Source organism: Micromonospora sp. NPDC050695 (genome assembly GCF_040654415.1).
Taxonomy (GTDB): Bacteria; Actinomycetota; Actinomycetes; order Mycobacteriales; family Micromonosporaceae; genus Micromonospora.
Map to the genome: position 1 here is coordinate 66,847 of NZ_JBFAHZ010000008.1, position 24,162 is coordinate 91,008.

At 73.4% G+C, this 24,162-nt stretch carries 25 protein-coding genes; 10 read left to right on the plus strand and 15 right to left on the minus strand.

Annotation, left to right across the window (positions count from 1 at the left end; all coding sequences use genetic code 11):
- Positions 1–6: 6 nt before the first annotated feature.
- The 5 genes from AB0H52_RS08295 to AB0H52_RS08315 all read left to right on the plus strand — a co-directional run bounded on the left by AB0H52_RS08295 (position 7) and on the right by AB0H52_RS08315 (position 4,473).
- Complete coding sequence (locus AB0H52_RS08295; RefSeq protein ID WP_151489883.1) at positions 7–831, plus strand: ATP-binding cassette domain-containing protein; 825 nt, start codon at positions 7–9, stop codon at positions 829–831.
- Positions 828–2,090: an ABC transporter permease gene (locus AB0H52_RS08300; protein ID WP_151489884.1), complete on the plus strand. Its 1,263-nt coding sequence runs from the start codon at positions 828–830 to the stop codon at positions 2,088–2,090. Before AB0H52_RS08295 ends, AB0H52_RS08300 begins: the two co-directional genes overlap by 4 nt.
- A gap of 20 nt (positions 2,091–2,110) precedes the next feature.
- Positions 2,111–3,292 (plus strand): ROK family protein, encoded by a 1,182-nt coding sequence (locus AB0H52_RS08305; RefSeq protein WP_357946068.1) that lies wholly within the window; start codon positions 2,111–2,113, stop codon positions 3,290–3,292.
- Between the two features lie 19 nt (positions 3,293–3,311).
- Complete coding sequence (locus AB0H52_RS08310; RefSeq protein ID WP_151489886.1) at positions 3,312–3,611, plus strand: DUF1707 domain-containing protein; 300 nt, start codon at positions 3,312–3,314, stop codon at positions 3,609–3,611.
- Positions 3,612–3,735: 124 nt separating this feature from the next.
- Positions 3,736–4,473, plus strand: coding sequence for a DUF4142 domain-containing protein (locus AB0H52_RS08315; protein ID WP_151489887.1), 738 nt, complete (start codon positions 3,736–3,738; stop codon positions 4,471–4,473).
- A gap of 21 nt (positions 4,474–4,494) precedes the next feature.
- Here AB0H52_RS08315 and AB0H52_RS08320 read toward each other — a convergent pair whose 3' ends face one another.
- The 4 genes from AB0H52_RS08320 to tsaB are packed head-to-tail and all read right to left on the minus strand — an operon-like array spanning position 4,495 to position 6,959.
- Positions 4,495–4,749, minus strand: a complete 255-nt coding sequence (locus tag AB0H52_RS08320) for a hypothetical protein (RefSeq protein ID WP_151489897.1) — start codon at positions 4,747–4,749, stop codon at positions 4,495–4,497.
- A 14-nt stretch (positions 4,750–4,763) separates the two neighbouring features.
- Positions 4,764–5,810 (minus strand): tRNA (adenosine(37)-N6)-threonylcarbamoyltransferase complex transferase subunit TsaD, encoded by a 1,047-nt coding sequence (gene tsaD / locus AB0H52_RS08325; protein ID WP_151489888.1) that lies wholly within the window; start codon positions 5,808–5,810, stop codon positions 4,764–4,766.
- Positions 5,803–6,285: a ribosomal protein S18-alanine N-acetyltransferase gene (gene rimI, locus AB0H52_RS08330; RefSeq protein WP_192580261.1), complete on the minus strand. Its 483-nt coding sequence runs from the start codon at positions 6,283–6,285 to the stop codon at positions 5,803–5,805. The genes tsaD and rimI overlap by 8 nt, the downstream gene beginning before the upstream one ends.
- The gene (gene tsaB / locus AB0H52_RS08335; protein WP_151489889.1) at positions 6,282–6,959 is read right to left on the minus strand and encodes a tRNA (adenosine(37)-N6)-threonylcarbamoyltransferase complex dimerization subunit type 1 TsaB; all 678 of its coding nucleotides are present in this window, start codon (positions 6,957–6,959) and stop codon (positions 6,282–6,284) included. Before tsaB ends, rimI begins: the two co-directional genes overlap by 4 nt.
- 292 nt (positions 6,960–7,251) lie before the next feature.
- On the opposite strand from tsaB, the gene AB0H52_RS08340 reads away from it, so the two are divergent.
- On the plus strand, positions 7,252–7,956 hold the full coding sequence (locus tag AB0H52_RS08340; RefSeq protein ID WP_278126381.1) for a helix-turn-helix transcriptional regulator: 705 nt from the start codon (positions 7,252–7,254) through the stop codon (positions 7,954–7,956).
- 34 nt (positions 7,957–7,990) lie between these two features.
- On the opposite strand, the gene ung is transcribed toward AB0H52_RS08340, so the two are convergent.
- The 6 genes from ung to AB0H52_RS08370 form a co-directional block, all read right to left on the minus strand.
- Entirely contained in the window at positions 7,991–8,692 is a 702-nt protein-coding gene (ung, locus tag AB0H52_RS08345) for a uracil-DNA glycosylase (protein WP_151489890.1), read from the minus strand.
- On the minus strand, positions 8,692–9,180 hold the full coding sequence (gene tsaE, locus AB0H52_RS08350; protein WP_151489891.1) for a tRNA (adenosine(37)-N6)-threonylcarbamoyltransferase complex ATPase subunit type 1 TsaE: 489 nt from the start codon (positions 9,178–9,180) through the stop codon (positions 8,692–8,694). The genes ung and tsaE overlap by 1 nt, the downstream gene beginning before the upstream one ends.
- Positions 9,177–10,271 (minus strand): alpha/beta hydrolase, encoded by a 1,095-nt coding sequence (locus tag AB0H52_RS08355; RefSeq protein ID WP_357946075.1) that lies wholly within the window; start codon positions 10,269–10,271, stop codon positions 9,177–9,179. The genes tsaE and AB0H52_RS08355 overlap by 4 nt, the downstream gene beginning before the upstream one ends.
- Positions 10,268–11,386 carry an alanine racemase gene (gene alr, locus AB0H52_RS08360; protein WP_151489893.1) on the minus strand — a complete coding sequence of 373 codons (1,119 nt, stop codon included), beginning with the start codon at positions 11,384–11,386 and terminating at the stop codon, positions 10,268–10,270. Before alr ends, AB0H52_RS08355 begins: the two co-directional genes overlap by 4 nt.
- 89 nt (positions 11,387–11,475) lie before the next feature.
- Complete coding sequence (locus tag AB0H52_RS08365; RefSeq protein WP_357946079.1) at positions 11,476–12,945, minus strand: NAD(P)H-hydrate dehydratase; 1,470 nt, start codon at positions 12,943–12,945, stop codon at positions 11,476–11,478.
- 54 nt (positions 12,946–12,999) lie between these two features.
- Positions 13,000–13,368 (minus strand): holo-ACP synthase, encoded by a 369-nt coding sequence (locus AB0H52_RS08370; protein ID WP_151489895.1) that lies wholly within the window; start codon positions 13,366–13,368, stop codon positions 13,000–13,002.
- 170 nt (positions 13,369–13,538) lie between these two features.
- On the opposite strand from AB0H52_RS08370, the gene AB0H52_RS08375 reads away from it, so the two are divergent.
- Positions 13,539–13,835: a type VII secretion target gene (locus AB0H52_RS08375; RefSeq protein WP_151489896.1), complete on the plus strand. Its 297-nt coding sequence runs from the start codon at positions 13,539–13,541 to the stop codon at positions 13,833–13,835.
- Positions 13,832–15,448 carry an alpha/beta hydrolase gene (locus tag AB0H52_RS08380; RefSeq protein ID WP_357946083.1) on the plus strand — a complete coding sequence of 539 codons (1,617 nt, stop codon included), beginning with the start codon at positions 13,832–13,834 and terminating at the stop codon, positions 15,446–15,448. The genes AB0H52_RS08375 and AB0H52_RS08380 overlap by 4 nt, the downstream gene beginning before the upstream one ends.
- Before the next feature lie 58 nt (positions 15,449–15,506).
- Here the strand turns inward: AB0H52_RS08380 and glmS are convergent, their stop codons facing one another.
- Positions 15,507–17,420, minus strand: a complete 1,914-nt coding sequence (gene glmS, locus AB0H52_RS08385) for a glutamine--fructose-6-phosphate transaminase (isomerizing) (protein ID WP_151493273.1) — start codon at positions 17,418–17,420, stop codon at positions 15,507–15,509.
- Between the two features lie 238 nt (positions 17,421–17,658).
- Between glmS and AB0H52_RS08390 the strand changes: the two genes are divergently transcribed.
- Together AB0H52_RS08390 and AB0H52_RS08395 are read left to right on the plus strand one after the other, a co-directional pair.
- Complete coding sequence (locus AB0H52_RS08390) at positions 17,659–18,696, plus strand: MmpS family transport accessory protein (RefSeq protein ID WP_357946086.1); 1,038 nt, start codon at positions 17,659–17,661, stop codon at positions 18,694–18,696.
- Between the two features lie 89 nt (positions 18,697–18,785).
- Entirely contained in the window at positions 18,786–19,982 is a 1,197-nt protein-coding gene (locus AB0H52_RS08395) for a pyridoxal phosphate-dependent aminotransferase (RefSeq protein WP_151488087.1), read from the plus strand.
- A gap of 61 nt (positions 19,983–20,043) precedes the next feature.
- Here the strand turns inward: AB0H52_RS08395 and glmM are convergent, their stop codons facing one another.
- The 4 genes from glmM to AB0H52_RS08415 form a co-directional block, all read right to left on the minus strand.
- Entirely contained in the window at positions 20,044–21,402 is a 1,359-nt protein-coding gene (glmM, locus tag AB0H52_RS08400) for a phosphoglucosamine mutase (RefSeq protein WP_151488088.1), read from the minus strand.
- A gap of 117 nt (positions 21,403–21,519) precedes the next feature.
- Positions 21,520–21,987 (minus strand): 30S ribosomal protein S9, encoded by a 468-nt coding sequence (rpsI, locus tag AB0H52_RS08405; RefSeq protein WP_110563055.1) that lies wholly within the window; start codon positions 21,985–21,987, stop codon positions 21,520–21,522.
- A gap of 20 nt (positions 21,988–22,007) precedes the next feature.
- The gene (gene rplM, locus AB0H52_RS08410; protein ID WP_007465158.1) at positions 22,008–22,451 is read right to left on the minus strand and encodes a 50S ribosomal protein L13; all 444 of its coding nucleotides are present in this window, start codon (positions 22,449–22,451) and stop codon (positions 22,008–22,010) included.
- A 209-nt stretch (positions 22,452–22,660) separates the two neighbouring features.
- A complete protein-coding gene (locus AB0H52_RS08415) occupies positions 22,661–24,043 on the minus strand; it encodes a nitrate/nitrite transporter (RefSeq protein ID WP_357946092.1) in 1,383 nt (460 codons plus the stop codon).
- Positions 24,044–24,162: the final 119 nt, after the last annotated feature.

Consider the following 24,162-nt stretch of genomic DNA (forward strand, 5'->3'; position numbering starts at 1 on the left):
CCCCCCGTGTCCGCGACCCCCCTGCTGGAACTTCGCGGGATCGACAAGAGCTTCGGTCCCGTCCAGGTGCTCCGCGACGTCGCATTCACCGTCCACCCGGGCGAAGTGACCGCGCTGGTCGGCGACAACGGCGCCGGCAAGTCGACCCTGGTCAAGTGCATCAGCGGCATCTACCCCACCGACGCCGGCGAGGTCCTGTTCAACGGTGAGCAGGTCCACATCAACAGCCCCCGCGACGCCGCCGCCCTCGGCATCGAGGTCGTCTACCAGGACCTCGCGCTCTGCGACAACCTGGACATCGTGCAGAACATGTTCCTCGGCCGGGAGAAGCGCAGCGGCATCGTCCTCGACGAGCCGACCATGGAGCAACTCGCCGCCGAGACGCTGGCCGGGCTCTCCATCCGCACCGTCACCTCACTGCGTCAACACGTGTCCAGCCTCTCCGGCGGTCAGCGTCAGACCGTGGCCATCGCCAAGGCCGTGCTGTGGAACAGCAAGCTGGTCATCCTTGACGAGCCGACCGCCGCGCTCGGCGTGGCACAGACCGCCCAGGTGCTCGAACTGGTCCGCCGCCTCGCCGACAACGGCCTCGCCGTGGTGCTCATCTCGCACAACATGAACGACGTCTTCGCCGTCTCCGACCGCATCGCCGCGCTGTACCTCGGCCAGATGGTCGCCCAGGTGAAGACCACCGACATCACCCACGCCCAGGTGGTCGAGCTGATCACCGCCGGGCGCTCGGGCGGGCTCGGCCTCGCCACCGACCCGGGTACGGGCGGCAACGGCAACGGCCCGCAGCCGGCCGACTCGACCTCAGGAGGCCACCGATGACCACCACCGCCGTGCGGAAGGACGGCCCCGCGGCCGTCACACCGGCGCCGACCGTCGGGAGCCACGTCCGCACCTACCTGAGCCGGGTACGCGGCGGCGACGTCGGCGCGCTCCCCGCCGTCCTCGGCCTGATCGTGCTCTGCACGGTCTTCGCGGTCATGCGGCCGTCGTCGTTCCTGTCGGCCGGTAACTTCGCCAACCTCTTCACCCAGGGTGCCGCGGTCACGCTGATCGCGATGGGCCTGGTCTTCGTGCTGCTGCTCGGCGAGATCGACCTCTCTGCCGGCTTCGCCAGCGGGGTCTGCGCGGCGGTACTGGCCAATGTGGTCACCGTACTCGGCTACCCCTGGTGGGTCGCCGTGCTCGCCGCGGTCGGCACCGGTCTGGTCATCGGCACCACCCTCGGCCTGCTCGTCGCGAAGATCGGCGTTCCGTCCTTCGTGGTCACCCTCGCCGGCTTCCTCGCCTTCCAGGGCATCGTGCTGATGCTCGTCAAGGACGGCACCAACATCTCCGTCCGCGACGAGGTGCTCGTCGCCATCGCCAACCGCAACCTCACCCCCACCCTCGGCTGGGCGCTGGCCGCCCTCGCGGTCGTCGGCTACGGGACGGTGCAGCTGCTGCGCCACCGCAACCGGGTGGCCCGCGGTCTGATCACCGACCCGATCGCGGTGGTGGCGCTGCGGATCGGCGGGCTCGCCGTCATCCTCGGAGCGGCGGTGTACGTCCTCAACCTGGAGCGCAGCCGCAACGTACTGGTCGTCTCGCTCAAGGGTGTGCCGATCGTCGTGCCGATCATCGCGGTGCTGCTGGTCATCTGGACCTTCGTGCTCCAACGCACCAGCTACGGCCGGCACATCTACGCCGTGGGCGGCAACCGGGAAGCGGCACGCCGGGCCGGCATCGGGATCGACCGGATCCGGATCTCGGTCTTCGTGATCTGCTCGTCCATGGCCGCGATCGGTGGCATCGTGGCGGCCAGCCGGGCCAACTCGGTCGACCCGAACACCGGGGGCAGTAACGTACTGCTCTACGCGGTCGGCGCGGCGGTGATCGGAGGCACCAGCCTCTTCGGTGGCAAGGGCCGTGTCCTCGACGCCGTCCTCGGCGGCGCGGTGGTCGCGGTCATCGAAAACGGAATGGGCCTGATGGGGTACAGCGCGGGAGTCAAGTACGTGGTGACCGGCGTCGTGCTCATGCTCGCCGCCACCGTCGACGCGCTCTCCCGCCGCCGCGCGGCAGCCACCGGCACCCGCTGACCGCGGGGAGGGGCACCACCATGCGCCCGGCACCGAGCCAGGACGAGGTCCGGCGGCAGAACCTCGGGGCCCTGCTCCGGCACGTACACGTCCACGGGGCGACCACCCGCGCCGAACTCACCACCACGCTGGGACTGAACCGCAGCACCATCGGCGCGCTCACCGCCGACCTCGCCGGCGTCGGCCTGGTCAGCGAGGGAACACCGAAGGAGACCGGCCGGGCCGGACGGCCGTCACTGGTCGTCCGGCCCGAGTCGGCCCGGGTGTACGCGTACGCGTACTCCGTCGAGGTGGACCGGCTGCGCGCCGCCCGGGTCGGCCTGGGCGGCGCGGTGCTGGACCGCCGGGAGCTGGACCGACCGCGCGGCCTGCTGGCCGCCGAGGCCGCGCCGCTGCTGGCCGGCGCGGTCAAGGACATGCAGCAGGCGGTGCCCGGCGACGCGATCTGCGTCGGTGCCGGTGTCGCCGTCTGCGGGATGGTCCGCCGCGAGGACGGCCTGGTCCGGCTCGGCCCGACCACCGGCTGGGTGGACGAGCCGATCGGCGCGGCACTCGGCACCGAACTGGGCCTCGACGTGCCGATCACGGTCGGCAACGTGGCCGACGTGGCCGCGTTCGCCGAGCACGCCCGGGGGGTGGCGGCCGGCTGCGACAACGTCATCTACCTGTACGGCGATGTCGGTGTCGGCGCCGGCATCATCGCCGGTGGTCGCCGGCTCACCGGGCACGGCGGGTACGGCGGCGAGGTCGGCCACATGAAGGTGGTCCGCGACGGCATGCCCTGCGAGTGCGGCACCCGGGGCTGCTGGGAGACCGAGATCGGCGAGCACGGCCTGCTCCGCGCGGCGGGACGCTCCGACGCCCGGGGCCGCGAGGCGCTGCTGGCCGTCTTCGACGCCGCCGACCGGGGTGACGCCCGCGCCCAGACGGCCGTCCGCCAGGCCGGTGACTGGCTCGGCTTCGGGGTCGCCAACCTGGTGAACGTCTTCAACCCGGAGATGGTCATCTTCGGCGGCACCATGCGGGACCTCTACCTCGCCGCGGCGGCCCAGATCCGCAGCCGGCTCAACTCCAACGCGCTCGGCGCCTGCCTGGAACACGTCCGGCTGCGCACCCCCAAGCTGGGCGAGGACGCACCTCTGATCGGCGCCGCCGAACTGGCCTTCGAACGGCTCCTCGCCGACCCCCTCGACGTGGGCTGATCCGCGTACCCTGTCCGGCGTGGATGTCGAGCTGCGCGCCTCCGACGACGACCGCCACCGGGTGGTCGCCGAGTTGCACCGGCACACCACAGCCGGTCGGCTCACCCTGGACGAGTTTTCCGACCGGGTCGGTGCGGTGTGGACGGCCCGTACCCTCGGTGACCTGGCCGCGCTGACCCGCGACCTGCCGGCCCTGCCCGACGACCCGGCCACCGGGGCGACCACGATCGGGCACGGCCGGCGGGAGCTGCTGGTGCTCTTCGCCGTCGCCGCGCTCACGCTGCTGCTGCTCGGTGGCTTCCTCGCCGTCACCCGCTGAACCGCGCCGCCGACCGGTGAACTGATCGCACGATCAGTCCGTACCACTGGGCGGGCGGGCAGCCGGCAGGTACGGCTGCCCGGTCCCGACGCGTTTCGGTCCGGACCGAGGAGGCACCGCAGACATGGCACCGCTCAGATCCGCCCGTCGCCGGCTGGGCAACCGGACCCACCGGGCGGCGATGCTGCTCATCGCGATCATCGCCGGGGTGGGCGTCCTGCCCGGCGTGGCCGTCGCCGCACCCGCCGGGCAACAGCTCAACGCCGCCGACATGACCCTGCTCAACGGGGTCCGGCTGGCCGGGCTGTGGGAGATGCCGGCCGGTCAGATGGCCGCCGAGAAGGGACAGTCGGCGAAGGTCCGGGAGATCGGCGCCGGCATCGCCGGCGAGCACCAGAAGCTCGACCAACTCGTCGTGGACGCGGCCAACAAGCTGGGCGCGACCATCCCCACCGAGCCGACGGCCGAGCAGAAGGGCTGGCTGGCGGAGATGCAGAAGGCCTCCGGCGCCCGCTTCGACCAGATCTTCGTGACCCGCCTGCGGGTGGCCCACGGCAAGATCTTCCCGGTGATCGGCGCGGTACGGGCCAGCACCCGCGACGCCACCGTCCGTAAGCTCTGCGAGGACGCCAACGCGTTCGTCCAGCACCACATGCAGATGCTGGAGAGCACCGGGCTGGTCCGCTGGCCGGAGCTGCCACCGGCCGCGCTGCCCGCCCCCGGCCAGGACGGGCTGCTGGCCGCCGCCGCGGCGAACACCGGCCCGCAGGTCGGGGTCAGCAGCACCGTCGTCTGGCTGGTCTTCCTCGCCGCGCTGGGCACCGGCGGGATCGCCACCTACCGGATGCTGCGCCGCAGCTGACCGCCTTGTCGGTGGCCCGGGTCAGCGGTCGACCTGGGTGAAGTCCCAGGAGCGCGGGGCGCGGGCCACCAACAGGGCGGGCGGATCGGGCAGTGGGCGCGGATTGCTGCGCCACTTGGAGATGACCACCACCCGGTGGTCGGTGGAGGAGAAGACCTCGCTGGACACGTGCAGCGGGTCGTGTTCCACCTCGGGCAGAGCCGTGTCGCACACCCAGGTGATCAGGTCGGCGACGCCGTACGCCTCCGCACGCGCCTCCCACATCCGCACGATCATGTCCGTCGCCCCCGTCACACGCTGACGGTGGTCAGCGGCAGCGCGGAGTCGGCCGGCAGGTCCAGCCGGCTCGGCGCGACCCCGGCGGCGACCAGGTGCGAGCCGAGCGCCGCCACCATCGCCCCGTTGTCGGTGCACAGCTTCGGCCGGGGCACCCGGACCCGGATGCCGTACTTCTCGGCCCGCTGCTCGGCCAGCGCCCGCAGCCGCGAGTTCGCGGCCACTCCCCCGCCGATCACCAGGGTCTCGATGCCCTGTGCGCGGCAGGCGGCGAGCGCCTTCGTGGTCAACACGTCACACACCGCCTCCTGGAAGGACGCGGCCACGTCGGCCACCGGCACCGGCTCGCCGGCGCGCTGCCGCGCTTCGACCCAGCGGGCCACCGCCGTCTTGAGGCCGGAGAACGAGAAGTCGTACCGGTGCGCCGCGAGATCCTTGGCGGCGGTGAGACCGCGCGGGAAGGCGATCGAGGCGGCGTCGCCGGCGCGCGCCTCCCGGTCGATGGGCGGGCCACCCGGGAACGGCAGCCCGAGCAGCCGGGCGACCTTGTCGAACGCCTCACCGGCCGCGTCGTCGATGGTGGCGCCCAGCGGGGTGACGCCCCGGGCCAGGTCGTCGACGAGCAGGAGCGACGAGTGCCCGCCGGACACCAGCAGAGCGATGGCGGGTTCCGGCAGCGGGCCGTGCTCCAGGGTGTCCACCGCGACGTGCGCGGCCAGGTGGTTGACGCCGTACACGGGCTTCTCGGCGGCGAGCGCGTACCCCTTGGCGGCGGCGACGCCGACCAGCAGCGCGCCGGCCAGCCCGGGGCCGGAGGTGACCGCGATCGCGTCGATGTCGGCCAGGGTGACACCGGCGTCGGTCAACGCCCGCTGCATGGTCGGCACGATGGCCTCCAGGTGCGCGCGGCTGGCCACCTCGGGCACCACGCCTCCGAACCGGGCGTGCTCCTCGACGCTGGAGGCGAGCGCGTCGGCCAGCAGGGTGTGCCCCCGGACGATGCCGACGCCGGTCTCGTCGCAGGAGGTCTCGATGCCCAGGATCAGCGGTTCGTCAGCCATGGTCGTGTGGTCCGTCCCCGGTCAGCTCGGCGTCACGCTGCATGACCAGCGCGTCGGTGTTGCTCGGTTGGTAGTAGCCGCGTCGTACCCCGATCGGCTCGAACCCGTACGTCGCGTAGAGCCGCTGGGCGGCCACGTTGTCCACGGCGACCTCCAGCAGGGTGCTGCGGGCACCGCGTCGGTTCGCCTCGGCGAGCAGGTCTTCCAGGAGGACGCGTCCGATGCCGCGCCGTTGGGCGTCCCGCCGGACGGCGATGACCTGCACCCACACCTCGTCCGGTGGGGCTCCGGCGAGCCCGGCGTAGCCGAGCACGGCGCCGCCGTCGTCGGTGGCGACCCGGTAGTAGTGGCGGCTGGCCAGCTCGTTCCAGAACATGGCCGGGGACCACTGTCCGGCACCGAAGAGGTCCGCCTCGATCGGCAGCACCTCATCGACGTGCCACCAGCGGAACGCCCCCAGCCGCACGGCCGTCACGGCAGGACCGGTTTGCGGCCGGTGGCCGCCACGGCGTCCGGGCGGCGCAGGTAGAGCGGGGTGAGCCGCTCACCGGGTGCGCCGGCCCGGATCCGCTCGGCGGCGAGCAGCGCCAGCACGGTGGCGTCCGGGTAGCGCGGCTCCACCCGGACCGGCAGGTCCAGGACATCGGCGTACCGGTGCGCGCCGTCACCGACCGCGACCAGCGCGCCCAGCTCGCGGGCCCGGGCCGCCGCCACCACGGGCGTGGAGACCTCCGGTCCGACGATGCGCTGGCCGGCACCGTCGTAGACGGCCCAGTAGAGCTCCTTGCGGCGGGCGTCGCTGGCGGCCAGCACCGGCTCGCCGGACGCCGCCGGGTAGCCGATGGCGTCCAGCGAGCAGACACCGTACGTGGGGATGCCGAGCACCTGACCCATCGTGGCGGCGGTGACCAGGCCGACCCGCAGCCCGGTGAACGGCCCCGGGCCGAGCCCGGCGACGATGGCGGTCAGGTCACGCGGGCGCGCGTCGACGTCGGCGAGCACCGCGTCGACCTGGGGCGCCAGCAGTTCGCCGTGCGCACGGGCATCGACCGTGCACCGGTGCGCCCGGGACGCGACACCGTCCGCCGAGACCTCCACCAGCGCGGCGGTCACCGCAGGGGTCGAGCTGTCCACCACGAGTACGAGCACGGTAAGCCAGCCTAGCGGCCCGGCCACCGCCCCCGGTCACGCCCCGCCCCGCCGCACGGCCCGGCCGTGCCACCTTCGTCCCCCCGGCGGGCGCTGAGCGGCACCGAGTCCTTCTTTGAGCGTGATGCCTGTGAGTCATCAAGATGACTCACAGGCATCACGCTCACTGGGACACACCTGGTCGGCCGGCAGTCAACCCGCGACGATCGCCGGCCAACAGGGTGGCGCGCGGCGAGTCGTCAATCCGCCGCAGAGGTACCGCGGACACGGCGACCTGGTCGACCATGCCGGGATGCCATCGACTCGTCTCGTCACTCTCATCGGCACCGCGGTGCGACACCAACGACACCGGCGCGAGCTGAGCCAGCGTCAGTTGGCTCAGCTCGCCGAGGTCAGCCAGGCGGCGGTGGCCCGGATCGAACGCGGCGAACGCGCACCGACCATCCCCGTGCTGGAGCGGTTACTCGCCGCCATGGACGTGCAGTTGGTCGTCGCCGTGGAGCCGCTGGACGCGCACCTCGACGCCCGGATCGACGACCTGGCCGCCCGGCCGATCGCCGAGCGGATCAACGAGCTGGACCTGGATCGGACGTTGGACCGACTCACCGACTTCCCGCAGGTGATCACCGGTTGCACCGCGGCACTGCTGCAGGGCGCGCCGGTGCCGGTCGACGCGCTGGAGATCGCCGTGCGATGGCAGGATTCGAAACTGTTCACCCGATGGCTGGAAGCGGCCTACGGACAGCGGTGGAACGACCGCTGGGGCGAGTTCGGCGGCGTGTGGTTGGAACCCGAGGAGCCGGGCGAGCATCGTTGGTCGACCCGCTACGGCGAGATCAGGGCAACGATGTGCGACGAGCTGCCCGAGACGATCGAGGTGCACCACGGTGGGCGGAGCTACCGGGTGGTCCCGCTGGTCGAGTTGGAGCTGACCGAGCCGCGGGCCGCCGAGCTGCTGCGCCGCTACCGGGCCCGGCAGTCGGCCAGCGGGGGTTGACCCACCGGCCGGCTGACCGGGGCGGCCGGCCTGGTCAGCCGGCGGTGCGTTCCCAGTCGACGGTGGGCAGACCGGCGTCGGCGAGAGCCTTGTTGGCGGCGCTGAACGGGCGGCTGCCGAGGAAACCGCGCGGGTTCATCGGGCTGGGGTGACCGGCCTCCAGCACCACGTGCTGCGGGTTGGTGACCAGGGCGGCCTTCTTACGGGCGTACCCGCCCCAGAGCAGGAAGACCACCCGCTGCGGCGACGCGTCCAGCGCCCGGATGGTGGCATCGGTGAACTCTTCCCAGCCGGCGTTTGCGTGCGAGCCCGGGGTGGCCCGGCGGACCGTCAGCACCGCGTTGAGCAGCAGCACACCCTGGGCGGCCCAGCCGTCGAGGTTGCCGCTGCGCGGCTTGGGCACGCCGACGTCCTCGCCCAACTCCTTGAAGACGTTACGCAACGACGGCGGCACCGAGACGCCCTCGCGGACGCTGAAGCTCAGCCCGTGCGCCTGCCCGGCCCGGTGGTAGGGATCCTGCCCGAGGATCAGCACCCGAGTGGCCTGCGGCGGGCAGAGCCGATATGCCGAGAACAGGTCCTCCAGCGGCGGGAAGACGGTCTGCGTCGCATATTCCCGGGCGACGAACTCGGCCAGCGCGGCGGTGCGCTCCGGGTCGAGGTGCGGGGTGAGCACGGCACGCCACTGCTCCGGCAGCAGAGCCAGCAGATCCAGGGCGGGGGTGTCGTCGGGCATCAGGAACCTCTCAGGTCGTCCAATCGACGCGCCCAGTCTCCACCCACCGGGTCCAGCTCGACGATCCGGGTGTCGTCGTCACGGCGGTCGATGCGGACCCGCAGGTGGGCGTCCACCAGCTGCTCCACCAGGCCCTCGCCCCACTCCACCACGGTCACCGAGTCGTCCACCGAGGCGTCCAGGTCGAGGTCGTCGATCTCGGCGCGCGGGTCGGAGGCGTCACCCAGCCGGTACGCGTCGGCGTGCACCAGAGCCACCCGGCCGCCCCGTGCCGGATCGGGCCGGTGCAGCCGGGCGATCACGAAGGTCGGCGAGGTGATGTCGCCGAGGACACCGAGCCCGGCACCGATGCCCTGTGTGAGGGCGGTCTTGCCGGCACCCAGCGGACCCGTCAGCAGCACCAGATCACCGGCCCGCAGCAGCCCGGCCAACCGGCGACCGAAATCCCGGGTGTCCTCGACGGTCGGCAGCTTGACGACGTGACTCACCGTTCCTCCACGCTCTGCAATGACTCGAGAAACCGCGCCAGCGCGGCGTTGACCTCGTCGGCGTGCTCCAACATCACCACGTGCCCGCTGTCCTCGATCTTCACGAACTCGGCGTGCGGCAACCGCCGGACGATCTCCTCGGAGTGGGTCACCGGAGTGATCATGTCCTTGTCGCCGACCACCACCAGCACCGGCGTCGCGGCCAGCGCCGCGAGCGCCGGGAAGCGCGAGTGGGTGGCGAGAGTCCGCAGATAGCGGGTCACCGTGTCGGCCGACGTCCGGGAGTTCATCGTCTCCACGTAGGACACCAGCGACGGGCTCGGTTTACGGGTGCCGAAGCCGTACTTGCGGGTCAACAGCCAGGCGACGTTCGACGTCGACTTGCGGGCCTTGTCGATCACCGGTCCGCCGTAGCGGGTGGCGTTGCTGACCATGTACAGCACCGGGCCGCCGACCCGGCCGAGCAGCGCCGGCGCGACCAGCTTGGTCTCCGCGATCAGACCGCCCGAGGTGGCCATCAGCACCGTGCCCACCACCCGGTCGCCGAACAGCTCCGGGAACGACTCGGCGAACGCCATGATCGTCATGCCGCCCATCGAGTGCCCGACCAGCACCAGTGGCCCCTCCGGGGCGGTCCGGTCGATCACGTCACGCAGTGTGCGGCCGAGCACCGCGAGGTCGTACTCCCCGGTCTCCAGACGGCCGGACCGGCCGTGGCCGGGCTGGTCGTACGCGACGACCCGGTAGTCACCGCGCGCGGCCAGCATCTGGCGCTGGAAGTGGAACGTCCCCATGTCCAGGCAGAAGCCGTGCACCAGCACCACCGTCGGGTGCCCGGGCACCGGCCGGGTCGGCTCGACCACCTCGACGTGGATGTCCGTACCGTCCGGCAACTCCAGCCGGAACGCCTCGTCGTACCGCTGCTCGCCGAACGTCTCGTGCGCGTAGCGGTCGGCCGGGTCGGCCTTGAGCCGGCGGACCAGCGTGCGTTCGGTCGCGACCCCGGCGGCCAGGCCGGCCGCCGCGACGCCGACGATCCCCGCGACCCGACCGGCCGCGGTCCGCGGACGCGGGATGCGGTACGGGCTCATGCCCGCTCGCCGTCGTAGACGCGCGGCACCCGCGTCCCCCCGAACCGGGTGACGATCTCGTAGTTGATCGTGCCGACCGCCTCGGCCCAGTCGTCGGCGGTCGGCTCTCCGTCGGCGCCGCTGCCGAAGAGCGTCGCCACGTCGCCGTCGGCCACCGGGTCGTCGCCGCAGTCGAGCACGAACTGGTCCATGCAGACCCGTCCGGAGATGGTCCGTCGCTTGCCGGCGAGCTGGACGGGACCGCTGTTGGACGCGTGCCGGGGCACCCCGTCGGCGTACCCGAGCGGCACCACGGCCAGGTTCGCGTCGGTCTCCGTGGTGTAGGTGTGCCCGTAGGAGACACCGGTGCCGGCGGGCACCCGCTTGGTGAGCACTACCCGGGCGCGGGCGGTCATCGCCGGCCGCAGCCCGTACGTCTCGCCGGCCACCGGGGAGAGCCCGTAGATGGCCAGCCCGGGGCGGACCAGGTCGAAGTGGGTGTCCGGGCGGGTCAGGGTGGCCGCCGAGTTGGCCAGGTGCCGCCAGCGGGGGCGCAGCCCGGCCCGTTCGACCATGGCCAGCCCCTCGTGGAAGACGGCCAACTGGCGATCGGTGGTCGGGTGGCCGGGCATGTCCGCGTACACGAAGTGGCTCCACACGCCGACCACCTCGACCAGGCCGTCGGCCTGGGCCTTCGCGGCGGCCTCCAGCAGGGCTGGCCAGTCGGCGACGGTCGCCCCACCCCGGGACAGCCCGGTGTCGATCTTCAGGTGCAACCGGGCGGGGCGCTCGGCGAGCCGGCTCGCCTCGATCATCTCGTCCAGTTGCGAGAGGCTGGCCGCGGCGAGGTCGACCCCGGCGCGGACGCCCTCGTGCAGCGGCAATCCGGGGGCGAGCAGCCAGGCGAGCACCGGCGCGGTGACCCCGGCCCGGCGCAGCGTGAGCGCCTCGTCGAGGGTGCAGACCCCCAGCCAGTCCGCACCGGCGTCGAGGGCGGCCCGGGCGGCCGGAAGCATGCCGTGGCCGTACCCGTCGGCCTTCACCACCGCCATCAACTCGGCGGTCGTGCCGGAACGGAGCCGGCTCACGTTCTCACGGATCGCGTCAAGATCGACGCGTACCTCGGCCTGCCACATGCGCCCAGCCTACTTTCCGCTGTGATCACCGCGGGCGGCGACGCACGGCGGGGCGGTTGATCCGGTCGCCGTGCCCGCAACGGTGACGTTCAGCCCAGCCGGGCGACGACCGGGCGAAGTGCCGTCGCCACGTCGGGCGCGGTCACCGGCCCACCCCGGCCCGCCTCCCGGCCGGCCAGCCCGTGCAGGTACGCGGCCGAGGCCGCCGCCTGCTCGGCGGGCAACCCGGACGCCAGCAGCGAACCGAGCAGCCCGGCCAGCACGTCGCCGGTGCCACCGGTGGCCAGCGCCGGGGTGCCGGTCGGGTTGACGTACGCCCGACCGTCCGGCGTGCCGATCACCGTGCGGTCCCCCTTGAGCAGCACCACGGCGTTCATCCAGGCGGCCAGCCGCAGCGCGGAGCCGACCCGGTCGGCGCCCGGCTCCTCCCCGCAGAGTCGGGTGAACTCCCGGTCGTGCGGCGTGACCACGATGGGCGCGTCCCGGCCGCGCAGCCGGTCGGCGAGTGAGCCGTCCACCAGCAGGGTCAGCGCGTCGGCGTCGAGCACCGCCGGCACCGGCGCGGACAGGACGGCCCGCAGCTCCGCCGCCGCGTCCTCACCGGTGCCCAGCCCGGAGCCGCACACCCACGCCTGCACCCGACCCGCCTCGGCGACCCGGCCGGTGGCGATCACCGACGGGTGCTGGTGCAGCACCTCGGCCCGGGCGCCGCCGGCGTAACGGACCAGGCCGGTCGGCCCCGCGAGAGCCCCGCCGACGGAGAGGACCGCCGCGCCCGGGTACGTCGCCGAGCCGGTCGCGACGCCGACCACGCCCCGGGTGTACTTCTCCGACGACGGGCTCAGCCGCGGCCACCAGCTGACCAGGTCGGACCACTCGGTGACCCGCAGCGCGGGGGTGCCGCGCAGCCATGGCCGCAGCCCGATGTCGACCAGCTCCACCTGGCCGGCGAGGGCGGCGGCCGGCCCGACCACCAGGGCGGGTTTCAGCGCGCCGAAGGCCACCGTCACGTCGGCGCGGACCGCGGTGGGCCGGCCGGACGCGGACAGCGGCACGTGGCCGGTGTCCACCGCCACGCCGCTGGGGACGTCGACCGCCAGCACGGTGGCCCGGCCGCCGTCGCGGCCACGCAGCTCGCCGAGGCGCTGGGCCACGTCGTCGGCGTTCGCCCGCAGCCCGCCGGTGCCGCCGATTCCGACGATGCCGTCGAGGACGACGTCGACCGGGTCGGTCGGGCCGTCCACCAGCCGGCCGCCGGCGGCGCGCAGGGCCGCCATCCCGGCCGCGTGCGCCCGCCCGGGGGTGAGCAGCAGGGCGGACACCTCGACGCCCCGGCGGGCCAGCCGCGCACCGGCGTAGAGCGCGTCTCCGCCGTTGTCGCCGGAGCCGACCAGCAGCAGCGCCCGGCCGCCGTACACGCCGCCCCGCTCGGCGAGCAGCAACGCGGCCCGGCGAGCCAGCCCGGCGGCGGCCCGCTGCATCAGCGTGCCCTCCGGCAGCGTGCCCATCAGTCCCGCCTCGGCCGCCCGTACGTCGGCCACCCGCCACACCGGTCTCATACCACCGTGTCCCATTCCGTGCGCGGACGAGCCGGTCGGCCCGCCCGGTCGACGTCACCGTTCCGCGACCACCATCGCCGACGCGATCCCGCCGTCGTGCGACAGCGAGAGATGCCAGTGGTTGACCCCGCGTTCGTCGGCCGCCGCCGCGACCGTGCCGGAGACGGTCAGCCAGGGGCGCCCGTCCGGGTCGGGCACGATCTCGCAGTCGTGCCAGTTGAGCCCCGCCGGGGCGCCGAGCGCCTTGGCGACGGCCTCCTTGGCGGCGAAGCGGGCGGCCAGCGACTCCGGTGAGCGCGGGTGCCCGGAGCGGGTGGACCGCTCGGCCCGGGTGAAGAGCCGGTCGGCGAGCAGCGGCGTCCGTGCCAGGGCCCGGGCGAACCGGTCGACCAGGACGACGTCGATGCCGACAGCGACGATCACCACTTCACCCTACCGGCGGCGAGGGCGGCAGATTAGCCGTCGGGCCCGCCGTGGGCAACGCCTGTGGACAGGCCCGGGGGTACGACCGCCGCCGCTGTCCACAGGGCACCTCCGGCCGCCCGGCACCCGCCTAGCGTCAGCGCGTCGATGCCGATCTGTGGGGGTGGGTCATGACCGAGGAGCCGTTCGCCGTTCAGCCGGAGTCGTTGCGGGTGGTGGCCGCGGCGCTCGACGGCGAGGCGCACCGGTTGGCGTTGGGCCTGTCCGGGGTGCCCGGTCTGCTGGTGGCGGCGCCCGGTTGGCGGGCCGCCGCGTCCCTGGTCGAGCTGGAGGCGGCCGGGCAGGCCTGGTTCGGCCGGCTGGGCGCGCTGGTGGCGGCGGCCTCGGGCGGGGTGCGGGCGGCGGCGGAGGCGTACGAGTCGGTGGACGACCGCGCCGCCGGTCGGTTCGCCGCGCTGCCGCGATGACCGCCGTCGGCTACCGGCAGCTCTGGGCCGCCGACCCGGGCGGTTGGCGGGTCGCCGGAATGGCCTGGGCGGGGTTGACCGGGCCGGTCGACAGGCGTGCCGCCGAGCTGGCCGAGGCCGCCGGGCGGCTGCGGAGCGGTTGGTCCGGGGCGGCGGCCACGGCGGCCGACGCCCGGCTGGGTGGTCTGCGCGGTGAGCTGACCTCGGTCGCGCCCGTGTTGATCGAGACCGATCAGGTGCTGGCGGAGCTGGCCGCTCGCCTCGTGGTGGCGAAGGCGCGGCTCGTCGAGGCGGTCGCCCGGGCCGAAGCGGCCGGTCTGGTGGTGGACCGGTCCGGCGGTGTGCGGGTCGATCCGGCTCGGCCTCGATCGACCGAGCAGGCGGGCGTGGCGGGGGCGGGCGTGGCGGCCTCGGCGGTGGCGGCCGGAGTGGCTGCGGCGCTGCGGGACGCGCTCGGCTGCGCCGATGCGGCGGACCGGGCGGCCGCAGACCGGTTGGACGAGCTGGCCCGGGCGGCCCGCTCCGGCTGGGCGTCGCCGCCGCCACCGGGCCGGCCCGCGCCCGGTGCCACACCGGCCCTGGTGAGGGCCTGGTGGTCCGGGCTGACCCCGGCGCAGCGACGGTGGCTGGTCGGGCACGAACCGGCCCTGGTCGGCAGCCTGGACGGGGTGCCGGTGACCGCCCGCGACCAGGCGAACCGGCTGCGGCTCGACGTCCGGCGCGAGGAGCTGCTGGCCGAGCGTCGACGGTTGCTGGCCCGGGTGCCGCCGGGGCCGGTCGCGTCGCTGCGGCTGCGGGCGGTGGCGGCGAAGCTGGCCGGCCTGGACGCGCTCACCGAGCGACTGGCGGCCGGGGAGCCGCGGGCGTACCTGTTGGGGCTGGACCCGGCCGGTGAGGGCCGGGTGGTGGTGGCGCTCGGCGACCCGGACCACGCCGATCGGGTGCTGACCTACGTGCCGGGGATGACCGCCGGCCTGGACGACGCCCCCGGTGAGCTGGGTCGGGCGGCCCGCGTGTTGGACCGGTGCGCGGCGCTCGCCCCGGGCGAGCGCAGCGCGGCCGTGCTGTGGTTGGACTACGACGCTCCCGATTTCCTGACCGAGGCGGCCTCGGCCGAGCAGGCCCGGGACGCCGGCGGGGCGTTGCACCGCTTCCAGGAGGGCATGCGGGCCAGCCACGAGGGGCCACCAGCCCGGCAGACGGTGCTGGGGCACAGCTACGGGTCGCTGGTGGTGGGCGTGGCGGCCCGGGAGCACGGCCTGGCCGCCGACGCGCTGATGTTCGTCGGCTCACCGGGGGTCGGCGCGGCGCACGCCACCGAGTTGGGTGTTCCACCCGGGCAGGTCTGGGCGAGCAGCGCCCCCGACGACGTGATCCGGCTGGCCCGACCGGTCGACGAGCTGGGCCGGCGTGCCCTGCTCGGCGTGGCGCCGCTCGCCGCGGTGCTGGGCTGGCCCGACCGGAACGCGCACGAGTTGTGGTTCGGCCGCGACCCGGCCGACCCCGGCTTCGGTGGCCGGGTGTTCCCCAGTGGCCGCGGCGGGCACGCCGGTTACTGGGAGCCGGGCAACCCGGCGTTGGACGGGATGGCCCGCGTCGTGCTGGGCCGCTGACGGTCGAGCCCCGGCCACCACCTGTACGGGTGACCGGGGCTCGCAGCGACGGTGCTGGCTACTCGACGGTGACCGACTTGGCCAGGTTGCGGGGCTGGTCCACGTCGTGCCCCCGAGCGGCGGCGATCTCGGCGGCGAGCACCTGCAACGGCACCGTGGTGACCAGCGGAGCCAGCAGGGTGGGCGTACGCGGCACGTAGATCAGGTGGTCGGCGTACCGGACGACCGCCTCGTCACCCTCCTCCGCGATCACGATGGTCCGTGCGCCGCGCGCCCGGACCTCCTGGATGTTGGAGACGACCTTGTCGTGCAGCATGCCCCGGCCCACCGGCGAGGGCACCACGCAGATGACCGGGGTGCCCTTGTCGATCAGAGCGATCGGGCCGTGCTTCAGCTCACCGGCGGCGAAGCCCTCGGCGTGCATGTACGCCAACTCCTTGAGCTTCAGCGCGCCCTCCAGGGCCACCGGGTAGCCGACGTGCCGGCCGATGAAGAGCACCGTCGGTTCGGACTTCAGCTCCCGGGCCAGCTCGCGGACGGGCTCGATCCGGTCGAGCAGCTCGCGCAGCTTGCCGGGAATCTCCTGCAACTGGGCGACCACCGCGCCCACCTCGTCGGCGAACTTGATGCCACGCACCTGGGCCAGGTGCAGGCCGATCAGGTAGCAGGCGACGACCTGGGTGAGGAACGCCTTGGTGGAGGCGACGGCGATCTCCGGCCCGCCATGGGTGTAGAGCACGGCGTCCGACTCACGGGGGATGGTCGAGCCGTTGGTGTTGCAGATGGCCAGCACCCGGGCCTTCTGCTCCTTGGCGTGGCGCAGCGCCATCAGGGTGTCCATCGTCTCGCCGGACTGCGAGATGACCACGATCAGCGTGGACCGGTCGAGCACCGGGTCGCGATAGCGGAACTCGCTGGCCAGCTCCACCTCGCACGGGATCCGGGTCCAGTGCTCGATGGCGTACTTGGCGACCATGCCGGCGTGGTAGGCAGTGCCGCAGGCCACGATGAAGATCTTGTCGACGTCGCGCAGATCCTGGTCGCTGAGGCGGACCTCGTCGAGGGCGATCTCGCCGCTCTCGGTGAGCCGGCCCAGCAGCGTGTCGGCGATGGCCTGCGGCTGCTCCTCGATCTCCTTGAGCATGAACCAGTCGTAGCCGCCCTTCTCGGCGGCCGAGGAGTCCCAGTCGATGTGGAAGTCCTTGCCGGCGGCGGGCTGGCCGTCGAAGTCGGTGATCTCGATGCTGTCACCGGTGATCAGCACGATCTGGTCCTGGCCCAGCTCGACCGCTTCCCGGGTGTGCTCGATGAACGCGGCCACGTCGCTGGCCAGGTAGTTTTCACCGTCACCGCGGCCGACCACGAGGGGCGAGTTGCGCCGGGCGCCGACGACCGCGCCGGGCACGGCGGCGTCCACCGCGAGGAGGGTGAACGCGCCCTCCAGCCGCTGGCAGACCACCCGCATGCCGGCGGCGAGCAGCTGCGGGCTGTCCGGCTGGCCGGCGGCGCGCAGGTCGGCCAGCGCGGCGGAGAGCAGGTGGGCGGCGCACTCGGTGTCGGTGTCGCTGACGAACTGGACGCCGTCGGCCTCCAGCTCGGCGCGGAGCCGGGCGAAGTTCTCGATGATGCCGTTGTGGATCACCGCGACCCGGCCGTCGGGGGCGACGTGCGGGTGGGCGTTGCGGTCGGTCGGGCCGCCGTGGGTGGCCCAGCGGGTGTGCCCGATGCCGGTGGTGCCGTCACCGATGCCGATCGGGCTGGCCGCGCAGTCGTCGGGGTTGCCGGCGGCCCGCTCGGAGAGCACCTTCTCCAGGTTGGCCAGCTTGCCGGCCTTCTTCTCGGTCAGCAGCTGGTCGTCGCAGACGATCGCCACGCCCGCCGAGTCGTAGCCGCGGTATTCCAGCCGCCGCAGCCCGTCGAGCACGATCCCGAGTGCGGGGCGCGCGCCCGCGTATCCCACGATTCCACACATGGCCCGCAGCCTAACCCAGTTTCGCTCATCGTGGGTGCTCGAAAGTCGGCTAATCGAGCACGGGATCTGAGCGATCGGCACCTGGAGGGGCACAACGGGACGAGCGTCACAGGCCACGCGGCGCAGTGACCGGCGACGGGGTTGCGCCGAGACGCGGGGTTAGGACAGTCTCTCGGCGGGTTCGGCGCGTCCCTTCGATGGCCCGTTCGTCCCATACCCACTCCCGCCCGGAGCAGCCATGTCCGACGCGCCGCCGCCCGATCCGTCCCCCTCCCCGCCCGCGGACCCGCCTCCCGGCGGCTCGGCCGCGCCGGAACCGTCGGCCGCCCCGGGCGCCGGCCCGCCACCGTCGCCGGACCCCACGGCACCGCCGTCGTCGACCCCGTTCCCGGCGCCCGACCCGCTGGCCCCGGGTCAGCCGTGGGCACCACCGGCCCCGTGGACCGCCTCCCCCTGGACGCCGGCCCCACCGGCCGCCCCGTGGGCGCCGACCCCACCGGCCCACCAGTGGACGCCCCATCCGCCCGCGACGTCCTGGTCGGCGGAGCCGTCGGCGACCCCGTGGATGCCACCCCCACCCGAAGCCCAGGGTCCACCGCCACCCGGCGAGCCGACACCCGCAGGCTGGCCGGTACCCGTCGGCCAGGCACCGCCGGCGGGCTGGCCACCAGCAGCCGGGTGGCCGCCGCCCGGCTTTCCACCGCCCTACGCCCATCCCGGGTACCCACCGGCCGGCGGCGCCCCCGCCGGCACCGGTCGGGTCGTCGGGATCGTGATCGCGGTCGTCGTGACGCTGGTGTTGATCGTCTGCGGCTGCGTCTGCGGGGCCGGCCTGCTGCTCGAAGCGTCCAGCCCGGATCCGGTCGCCGGAGAGCCGTACCCCGTCCCCGACGACGGCTGGACCGCCCCCAGCGCCGAGCCGGGCACCGCCGGGCCGACGACCGCGGCACCCATCCCGACCAAGAAGCCGATCACCCGACCGACGTCGGGGCCGGCACCGGTGACGGTGGTCTACGAGGTCACCGGTTCGGGTACGGCGGACATCGCCTACTACGACGCCGAGAGCGACCTCATCCACGTCGACGCCGCGAAGCTGCCCTGGCGCACCACCATCCGGACCGACGGCCAGAGCCGGGTCATGGTGGAGGCCACCTGGCCGGACATCGACTATCACGGGCCGATCGACTGCACGGTCACGGTCACCGGCACCGACGCCGGCAAGCCGATCGTCGACAAGACGCGGGGGTACTGGCGGACGACCTGCGAGGTCGGATGAGGCCGAGCGCAGCCGGGCGCGGCTCCGTCGACCAAGCACGCGGCGGTGAGGCTGGGGTTCGACCGGCGGGTGCCCGTAGGCTGGCGCAGGTGACGACGAGCACCGATGTCGACCCGCTGGTGGCCCGGATGCGGCCGTTCGGCACGACGATCTTCGCCGAGATGTCCGCCCTCGCCGTGCGCACCGGCGCGGTCAACCTGGGCCAGGGCTTCCCCGACACGGACGGCCCTCCGGAGATGCTGGCCGCAGCGGCCGAAGCGCTGCGCGGCGGCCACAACCAGTACCCGCCAGGCCCGGGGATCCCCGCTCTCCGCGCGGCGGTCGCGGCCCACCAGCGGCGGTTCCACGACCTGGCGTACGACCCGGACGGCGAGATCGTGATCACGGCGGGCGCGACCGAGGCCGTCGCGGCGAGCATCCTCGCCCTCTGCGAGCCGGGCGACGAGGTGGTCTGCTTCGAGCCGTACTACGACTCGTACGCCGCCTCGATCGCGCTGGCCGGCGCGGTCCGGCGGCCGGTGACGCTGCGCCCCGCGGCCAACGGCCGGTACGCCTTCGACCCGGCGGCGTTGCGCGCGGCGTTCGGGCCACGCACCCGGCTGGTGCTGCTCAACTCACCGCACAACCCGACCGGCAAGGTGTTCACCCCGGCCGAGCTGACGCTGGTCGCCGAGTTGTGCCAGGAGTTCGGCGCGTACGCGGTCACCGACGAGGTGTACGAGCATCTGGTCTTCACCGACGCGGCGAGCCCGCACGTGTCGTTGGCCAGTCTGCCCGGGATGCGGGAGCGGACGCTGCGCATCTCCTCGGCCGGCAAGACGTTCTCCTGCACCGGGTGGAAGGTCGGTTGGGCGAGCGGCCCGGCGGCGCTGGTGTCGGCGGTGCTGCGGGTGAAGCAGTTCCTGACCTTCGTCAACGCCGGACCGCTGCAACCGGCGGTCGCCGTGGCGCTGGCGCTGCCGGACGACTACTACCTCGGCTTCCGCGACGGGCTCCAGCAGCGCCGCGACCAGCTCGTCGGCGGTCTCACCGACGCCGGCTTCGACGTGCTCGCCCCGGAGGGGACGTACTTCGTCACCGCCGACATCACGGCCCTCGGCGGCACGGACGGGGTGGAGTTCTGCCGCTCCCTGCCGGAGCGGTGCGGGGTGGTGGCGGTGCCCACCCAGGTCTTCTACGACGACGTCGACGCGGGCCGGCGGCTGGTCCGGTTCGCCTTCTGCAAGCGCCCGGAGGTGCTCGCCGAGGCGGTCACCCGGTTGCGTGCCCTGACCCCGGCCGGCTGATCCCGGCCCTGACGCTGTGGAGCTGAGTCGGTCCACGACCTCGGCTCCACAGCGTGAACCGTCAGGACGCGGTGGGGCTGGCGGTGCGGACCAGCGCGGCGATCCGCTCGGCGACCGCGCGGGCGGTCGCCTCGGTGGCCGCCTCGACCATCACCCGGACCAGCGGCTCGGTGCCCGAGGGCCGCAGCAGCACCCGCCCGGTCTCGCCCAGCTCGGCCTCGGCCCGCTCGACCTCGGCGCGGACGGCCGGCGCGGCGGCACCGACGGTGCGGTCCCCCACCGGCACGTTGATCAGCACCTGGGGCAGCTTGGTGACCACGGATGCCAGTTCGGCGAGGGACTGGCCGGTGGCCGCCATCCGGGCCATCAGGTGCAGCCCGGTGAGCACCCCGTCGCCGGTGGTGGCGTGGGCGGGCATGACGATGTGGCCGCTCTGCTCGCCGCCGAGCGCCAGCCCGGACGCCCGCAGCTCCTCCAGCACGTACCGGTCGCCGACCTTCGTCTCGATCAGCCGGATGCCCTGTGCGGACATGGCCAGTCGCAGGCCGAGGTTGCTCATCACGGTCGCGACCAGGGTGTCCTGGGTGAGCGTGCCGGCGTCGCGCATGGCCAGCGCGAGGATCGCCATGACCTGGTCGCCGTCCACCTCGTCGCCGTCGGCGGTGACCGCCACGCAGCGGTCGGCGTCACCGTCGTGGGCGATGCCCAGGTGGGCGCCGTGCTGCACCACGGCCTCGCGCAGCGCCTCGATGTGGTTGGAGCCGCACTCGTCGTTGATGTTCAGCCCGTCGGGCTCGGCGTGGATCGCCACGACCTCCGCGCCGGCCTCCCGGTACGCGACGGGGGCCACCTCGGCGGCGGCGCCGTTGGCGCAGTCGACCACGACCTTGATCCCGTCGAGCCGGTGCGGCAGGGTGCCGACCAGGTGCTGGACGTAGTGGTCGGCGCCGTCGAGCAGGTCGTGCACCCGGCCGACGCCGGCGCCGATCGGCCGGTCCCACGCGGTGGTGGCGTTCGCCTCGACGGCCGCCTCGATCTGCATCTCGATCTCGTCGGGCAGCTTGTGGCCGCCGGCGGCGAAGAGCTTGATGCCGTTGTCCGGCATCGGGTTGTGTGACGCGGACAGCATCACCCCGAGGTCGGCCTTCGCCTCGGCGGTGAGGAACGCCACGGCCGGGGTGGGCAGCACGCCGACCCGCACCACGTTCGCGCCGGCGCTGGTCAGGCCGGCCACGACGGCCGCCTCCAGCATCTCGCCGCTGGCGCGGGTGTCCCGGCCGACGACCGCCAGCGGCGGATGGCTGCGGTCCGTCTCGGCGAGTGTGTGCGCGGCGGCCACCGCGAGCGCGAGCGCCAATTCGGGTGTGAGATCCGCGTTCGCGCGCCCGCGTACGCCGTCCGTGCCGAACAACCGACCCATACCCGCCAACCTCCGATGAGCACTGCCGATGAGGAGAAAGCGGAACGGCCGGCCCACCTCCCCGGTCGAGGGGAGGCGGACCGGCCGTCCGTCAGAAGTACAACGCGCTGGTGAAGATCAGCGCTTCGAGTACTGGGGAGCCTTACGGGCCTTCTTGAGGCCGTACTTCTTGCTCTCCTTGACCCGGGCGTCCCGGGTGAGGAAGCCGGCCTTCTTGAGGGCCGGGCGGTCGTCCGGCTCGTTGACGATCAGCGCACGGGCGATGGCCAGCCGCAGCGCACCGGCCTGGCCGGTGGTGCCGCCGCCACGCAGGTTGGCGATGACGTCGAACGCCTCGGGCTTCTCGGCAGTGACCAGCGGGTCCTTGATGAGCTGCTGGTGCACCTTGCTCGGGAAGTAGGCCTCGAGGTCGCGGCCGTTGCAGGTGATCTTGCCGGTGCCCGGAACGATACGGACCCGGACGATTGCCTCCTTGCGCCGACCCACGGTCTGGATCGGGCGGTCACCACGCGGCGCGCGGGCGACGGGCGCCGGCGCCTCGGTGGCCTCAGGGGCAACCTCGGTCTCGGTGGTGATGTCGGTCATGCTGCTTCCTTCGCCCGCGCTCACTGCGCGATCTGCTTGATCTCGAACGGCACCGGCTGCTGCGCGAGGTGCGGGTGCTCGGCACCGGCGTAGACCTTCAGCTTCTTGATCAGCTGACGGCCGAGCTTGTTGTGCGGGAGCATCCCCTTCACAGCCAGCTCGATGGCCCGCTCGGGGCGCTTGGTCAGCAGCTCGTCGTAGCCGACCTGCTTGAGACCACCCGGGTAACCCGAGTGGCGGTAAGCGACCTTGGTCTGGCGCTTGTTGCCGGTCAGCGCAACCTTGCCCGCGTTCACGATGACGACGAAGTCGCCCGTGTCGACGTGCGGCGCGAAAGTCGGCTTGTGCTTACCACGCAGCAACGTGGCGGCGTGGGTGGCCAGGCGGCCCAGCACGACATCAGAGGCGTCGATGACGTGCCACTGACGCTCGATCTCACCCGGCTTCGGGCTGTACGTACGCACAGGTCTACCTTGTCTCGTCGTCGGTCTGGGGTCGCGCGCCGAGGTGACCAGATCTTGCAGGCCGGACCAGCGCGCACGAACGACCAAGCGTACCTGATGGGGCACGCCTCTGGATGTCGTACAACAGCAGGCAACGATACCCGGCGCCCCATCGGCAGGTCAAAACGGGGGTCCGGCCTCGCACGCCGACGCGCCGGGCATGGCCCAGCTCACACTCCGGCGAGCCGTCCGGCCCTCGGACGACGGTAGACGACCCAGGTGGCCACGAAGCACAGCGCGTACCAGCCGATGAACGCCAGGTAGGCGGCGTCGGCGTTGCCCGAGCCGAGGAACGACTGGCGGAAGGCGATGTTGACCAGCACCCCGCCGGAGGCCCCCACCGCACCGGCGATGCCGATCAACGCTCCGGTCATCCGCCGCGCCCACCGTGCGGCGGCCTCCGGGTCGCGCCGGCCGGTGGCCACCGCGTCCGCCGCCCGGGCCCGGAAGATCGCCGGGATCATCTTGTACGTGGAGCCGTTGCCGACGCCGGAGAAGACGAAGAGGGCCAGGAAACCGGTCAGGTAGAGCCCGAACGAGCGCTCCCGGCCCGCGTACAGGACGACGGCGGCGCCGGCCGCCATCGCCACGAAGTTCCAGAAGGTCACCCGGGCGCCGCCGAGCCGGTCGGCGAGGTGCCCGCCCAGCGGCCGGATCAGCGAACCCACCAGCGGACCCAGGAAGGTCAACCAGGCGGCGTCGACGGGGGTGGGGAAGCGCTCGGCGAACTGGAGCTGGAGCACCTGGCCGAACGCGAAGCCGAACCCGATGAACGAGCCGAAGGTGCCGATGTAGAGCAGCGACATGACCCAGGTGTGCGGATCGCGGGCGGCCTCGCGCAGCGCGCCCGGCTCGTTGCGCGCCCCGGGGACCGTGTCCAACCAGCGGGCCGCCGCCAGCGCGGCCAGCACGATGAGCGGCAGGTAGACGGCCGGGACCAGCCGGGGGTACGCGGCACCGGCGGTGGCGAGCACCGCCAGCCCGACCAGTTGCACCGCGGGTACGCCCAGGTTGCCGCCGCCGGCGTTGAGGCCGAGGGCGCGGCCCTTGAGCCGGGACGGATAGAACAGGTTGATGTTCGCCATCGAGGAGGCGAAGTTGCCGCCGCCGACCCCGGTGAGGCACGCGAGCACCATCAGCGTGGAGTAGGACACCCCGGGTTCCAGCAGCACCGTCATCGGCACCGTGGGCACGAGCAGCAGCAGCGCGCTGATGATCGTCCAGCGCCGCCCGCCGAAGCGGGCCACGGCCAGCGTGTACGGCAGTCGCAGCACCGCGCCCAGTGCGGCCGGCACGGCGGTGAGCAGGAACTTGCCGGCCGGGTCGATGCCGTACGCGGGGCCGAGGAAGAGCACGGTCACCGACCAGAGGCTCCACACCGAAAACCCGACGTGCTCGGCGAAGATCGACACCCAGAGGTTGCGCCGGGCGATGGGCGCACCGGTCGTCCGCCAGAAGTCGGGGTCCTCGGGACGCCAGTCGTCGAGGGCGCGCGGACGGCCGGTGACGGCAGGCGGTCCGGCGGTGACTGCGGTGCTGGTGAGCGTGCTCACGGCGGCTCCTCCTCGTCGATGTGACGAGGGGAAACGCTAGGAACGCGGGGTTACCTGGCAGTGCCCGTCGCGGGTCGGACGGGAAACGGGGAGCGCACCACGGGCGGGCGGCGGTGGTG

Coding starts and splice junctions, on each gene's coding strand:
- rpsI (WP_110563055.1), bottom strand. CDS start 21,987: ATGACCGACATCACCACCGAGACCGAGGTTGCCCCTGAGGCCACCGAG.
- glmS (WP_151493273.1), bottom strand. CDS start 17,420: ATGTGTGGAATCGTGGGATACGCGGGCGCGCGCCCCGCACTCGGGATC.
- AB0H52_RS08300 (WP_151489884.1), top strand. CDS start 828: ATGACCACCACCGCCGTGCGGAAGGACGGCCCCGCGGCCGTCACACCG.
- tsaD (WP_151489888.1), bottom strand. CDS start 5,810: ATGGCTGACGAACCGCTGATCCTGGGCATCGAGACCTCCTGCGACGAG.
- AB0H52_RS08375 (WP_151489896.1), top strand. CDS start 13,539: ATGACCGAGGAGCCGTTCGCCGTTCAGCCGGAGTCGTTGCGGGTGGTG.
- AB0H52_RS08380 (WP_357946083.1), top strand. CDS start 13,832: ATGACCGCCGTCGGCTACCGGCAGCTCTGGGCCGCCGACCCGGGCGGT.
- ung (WP_151489890.1), bottom strand. CDS start 8,692: ATGCCCGACGACACCCCCGCCCTGGATCTGCTGGCTCTGCTGCCGGAG.
- AB0H52_RS08340 (WP_278126381.1), top strand. CDS start 7,252: ATGCCATCGACTCGTCTCGTCACTCTCATCGGCACCGCGGTGCGACAC.
- AB0H52_RS08355 (WP_357946075.1), bottom strand. CDS start 10,271: ATGAGCCCGTACCGCATCCCGCGTCCGCGGACCGCGGCCGGTCGGGTC.
- AB0H52_RS08320 (WP_151489897.1), bottom strand. CDS start 4,749: ATGATCGTGCGGATGTGGGAGGCGCGTGCGGAGGCGTACGGCGTCGCC.
- alr (WP_151489893.1), bottom strand. CDS start 11,386: ATGTGGCAGGCCGAGGTACGCGTCGATCTTGACGCGATCCGTGAGAAC.
- AB0H52_RS08365 (WP_357946079.1), bottom strand. CDS start 12,945: ATGAGACCGGTGTGGCGGGTGGCCGACGTACGGGCGGCCGAGGCGGGA.
- glmM (WP_151488088.1), bottom strand. CDS start 21,402: ATGGGTCGGTTGTTCGGCACGGACGGCGTACGCGGGCGCGCGAACGCG.
- AB0H52_RS08315 (WP_151489887.1), top strand. CDS start 3,736: ATGGCACCGCTCAGATCCGCCCGTCGCCGGCTGGGCAACCGGACCCAC.
- AB0H52_RS08390 (WP_357946086.1), top strand. CDS start 17,659: ATGTCCGACGCGCCGCCGCCCGATCCGTCCCCCTCCCCGCCCGCGGAC.
- AB0H52_RS08305 (WP_357946068.1), top strand. CDS start 2,111: ATGCGCCCGGCACCGAGCCAGGACGAGGTCCGGCGGCAGAACCTCGGG.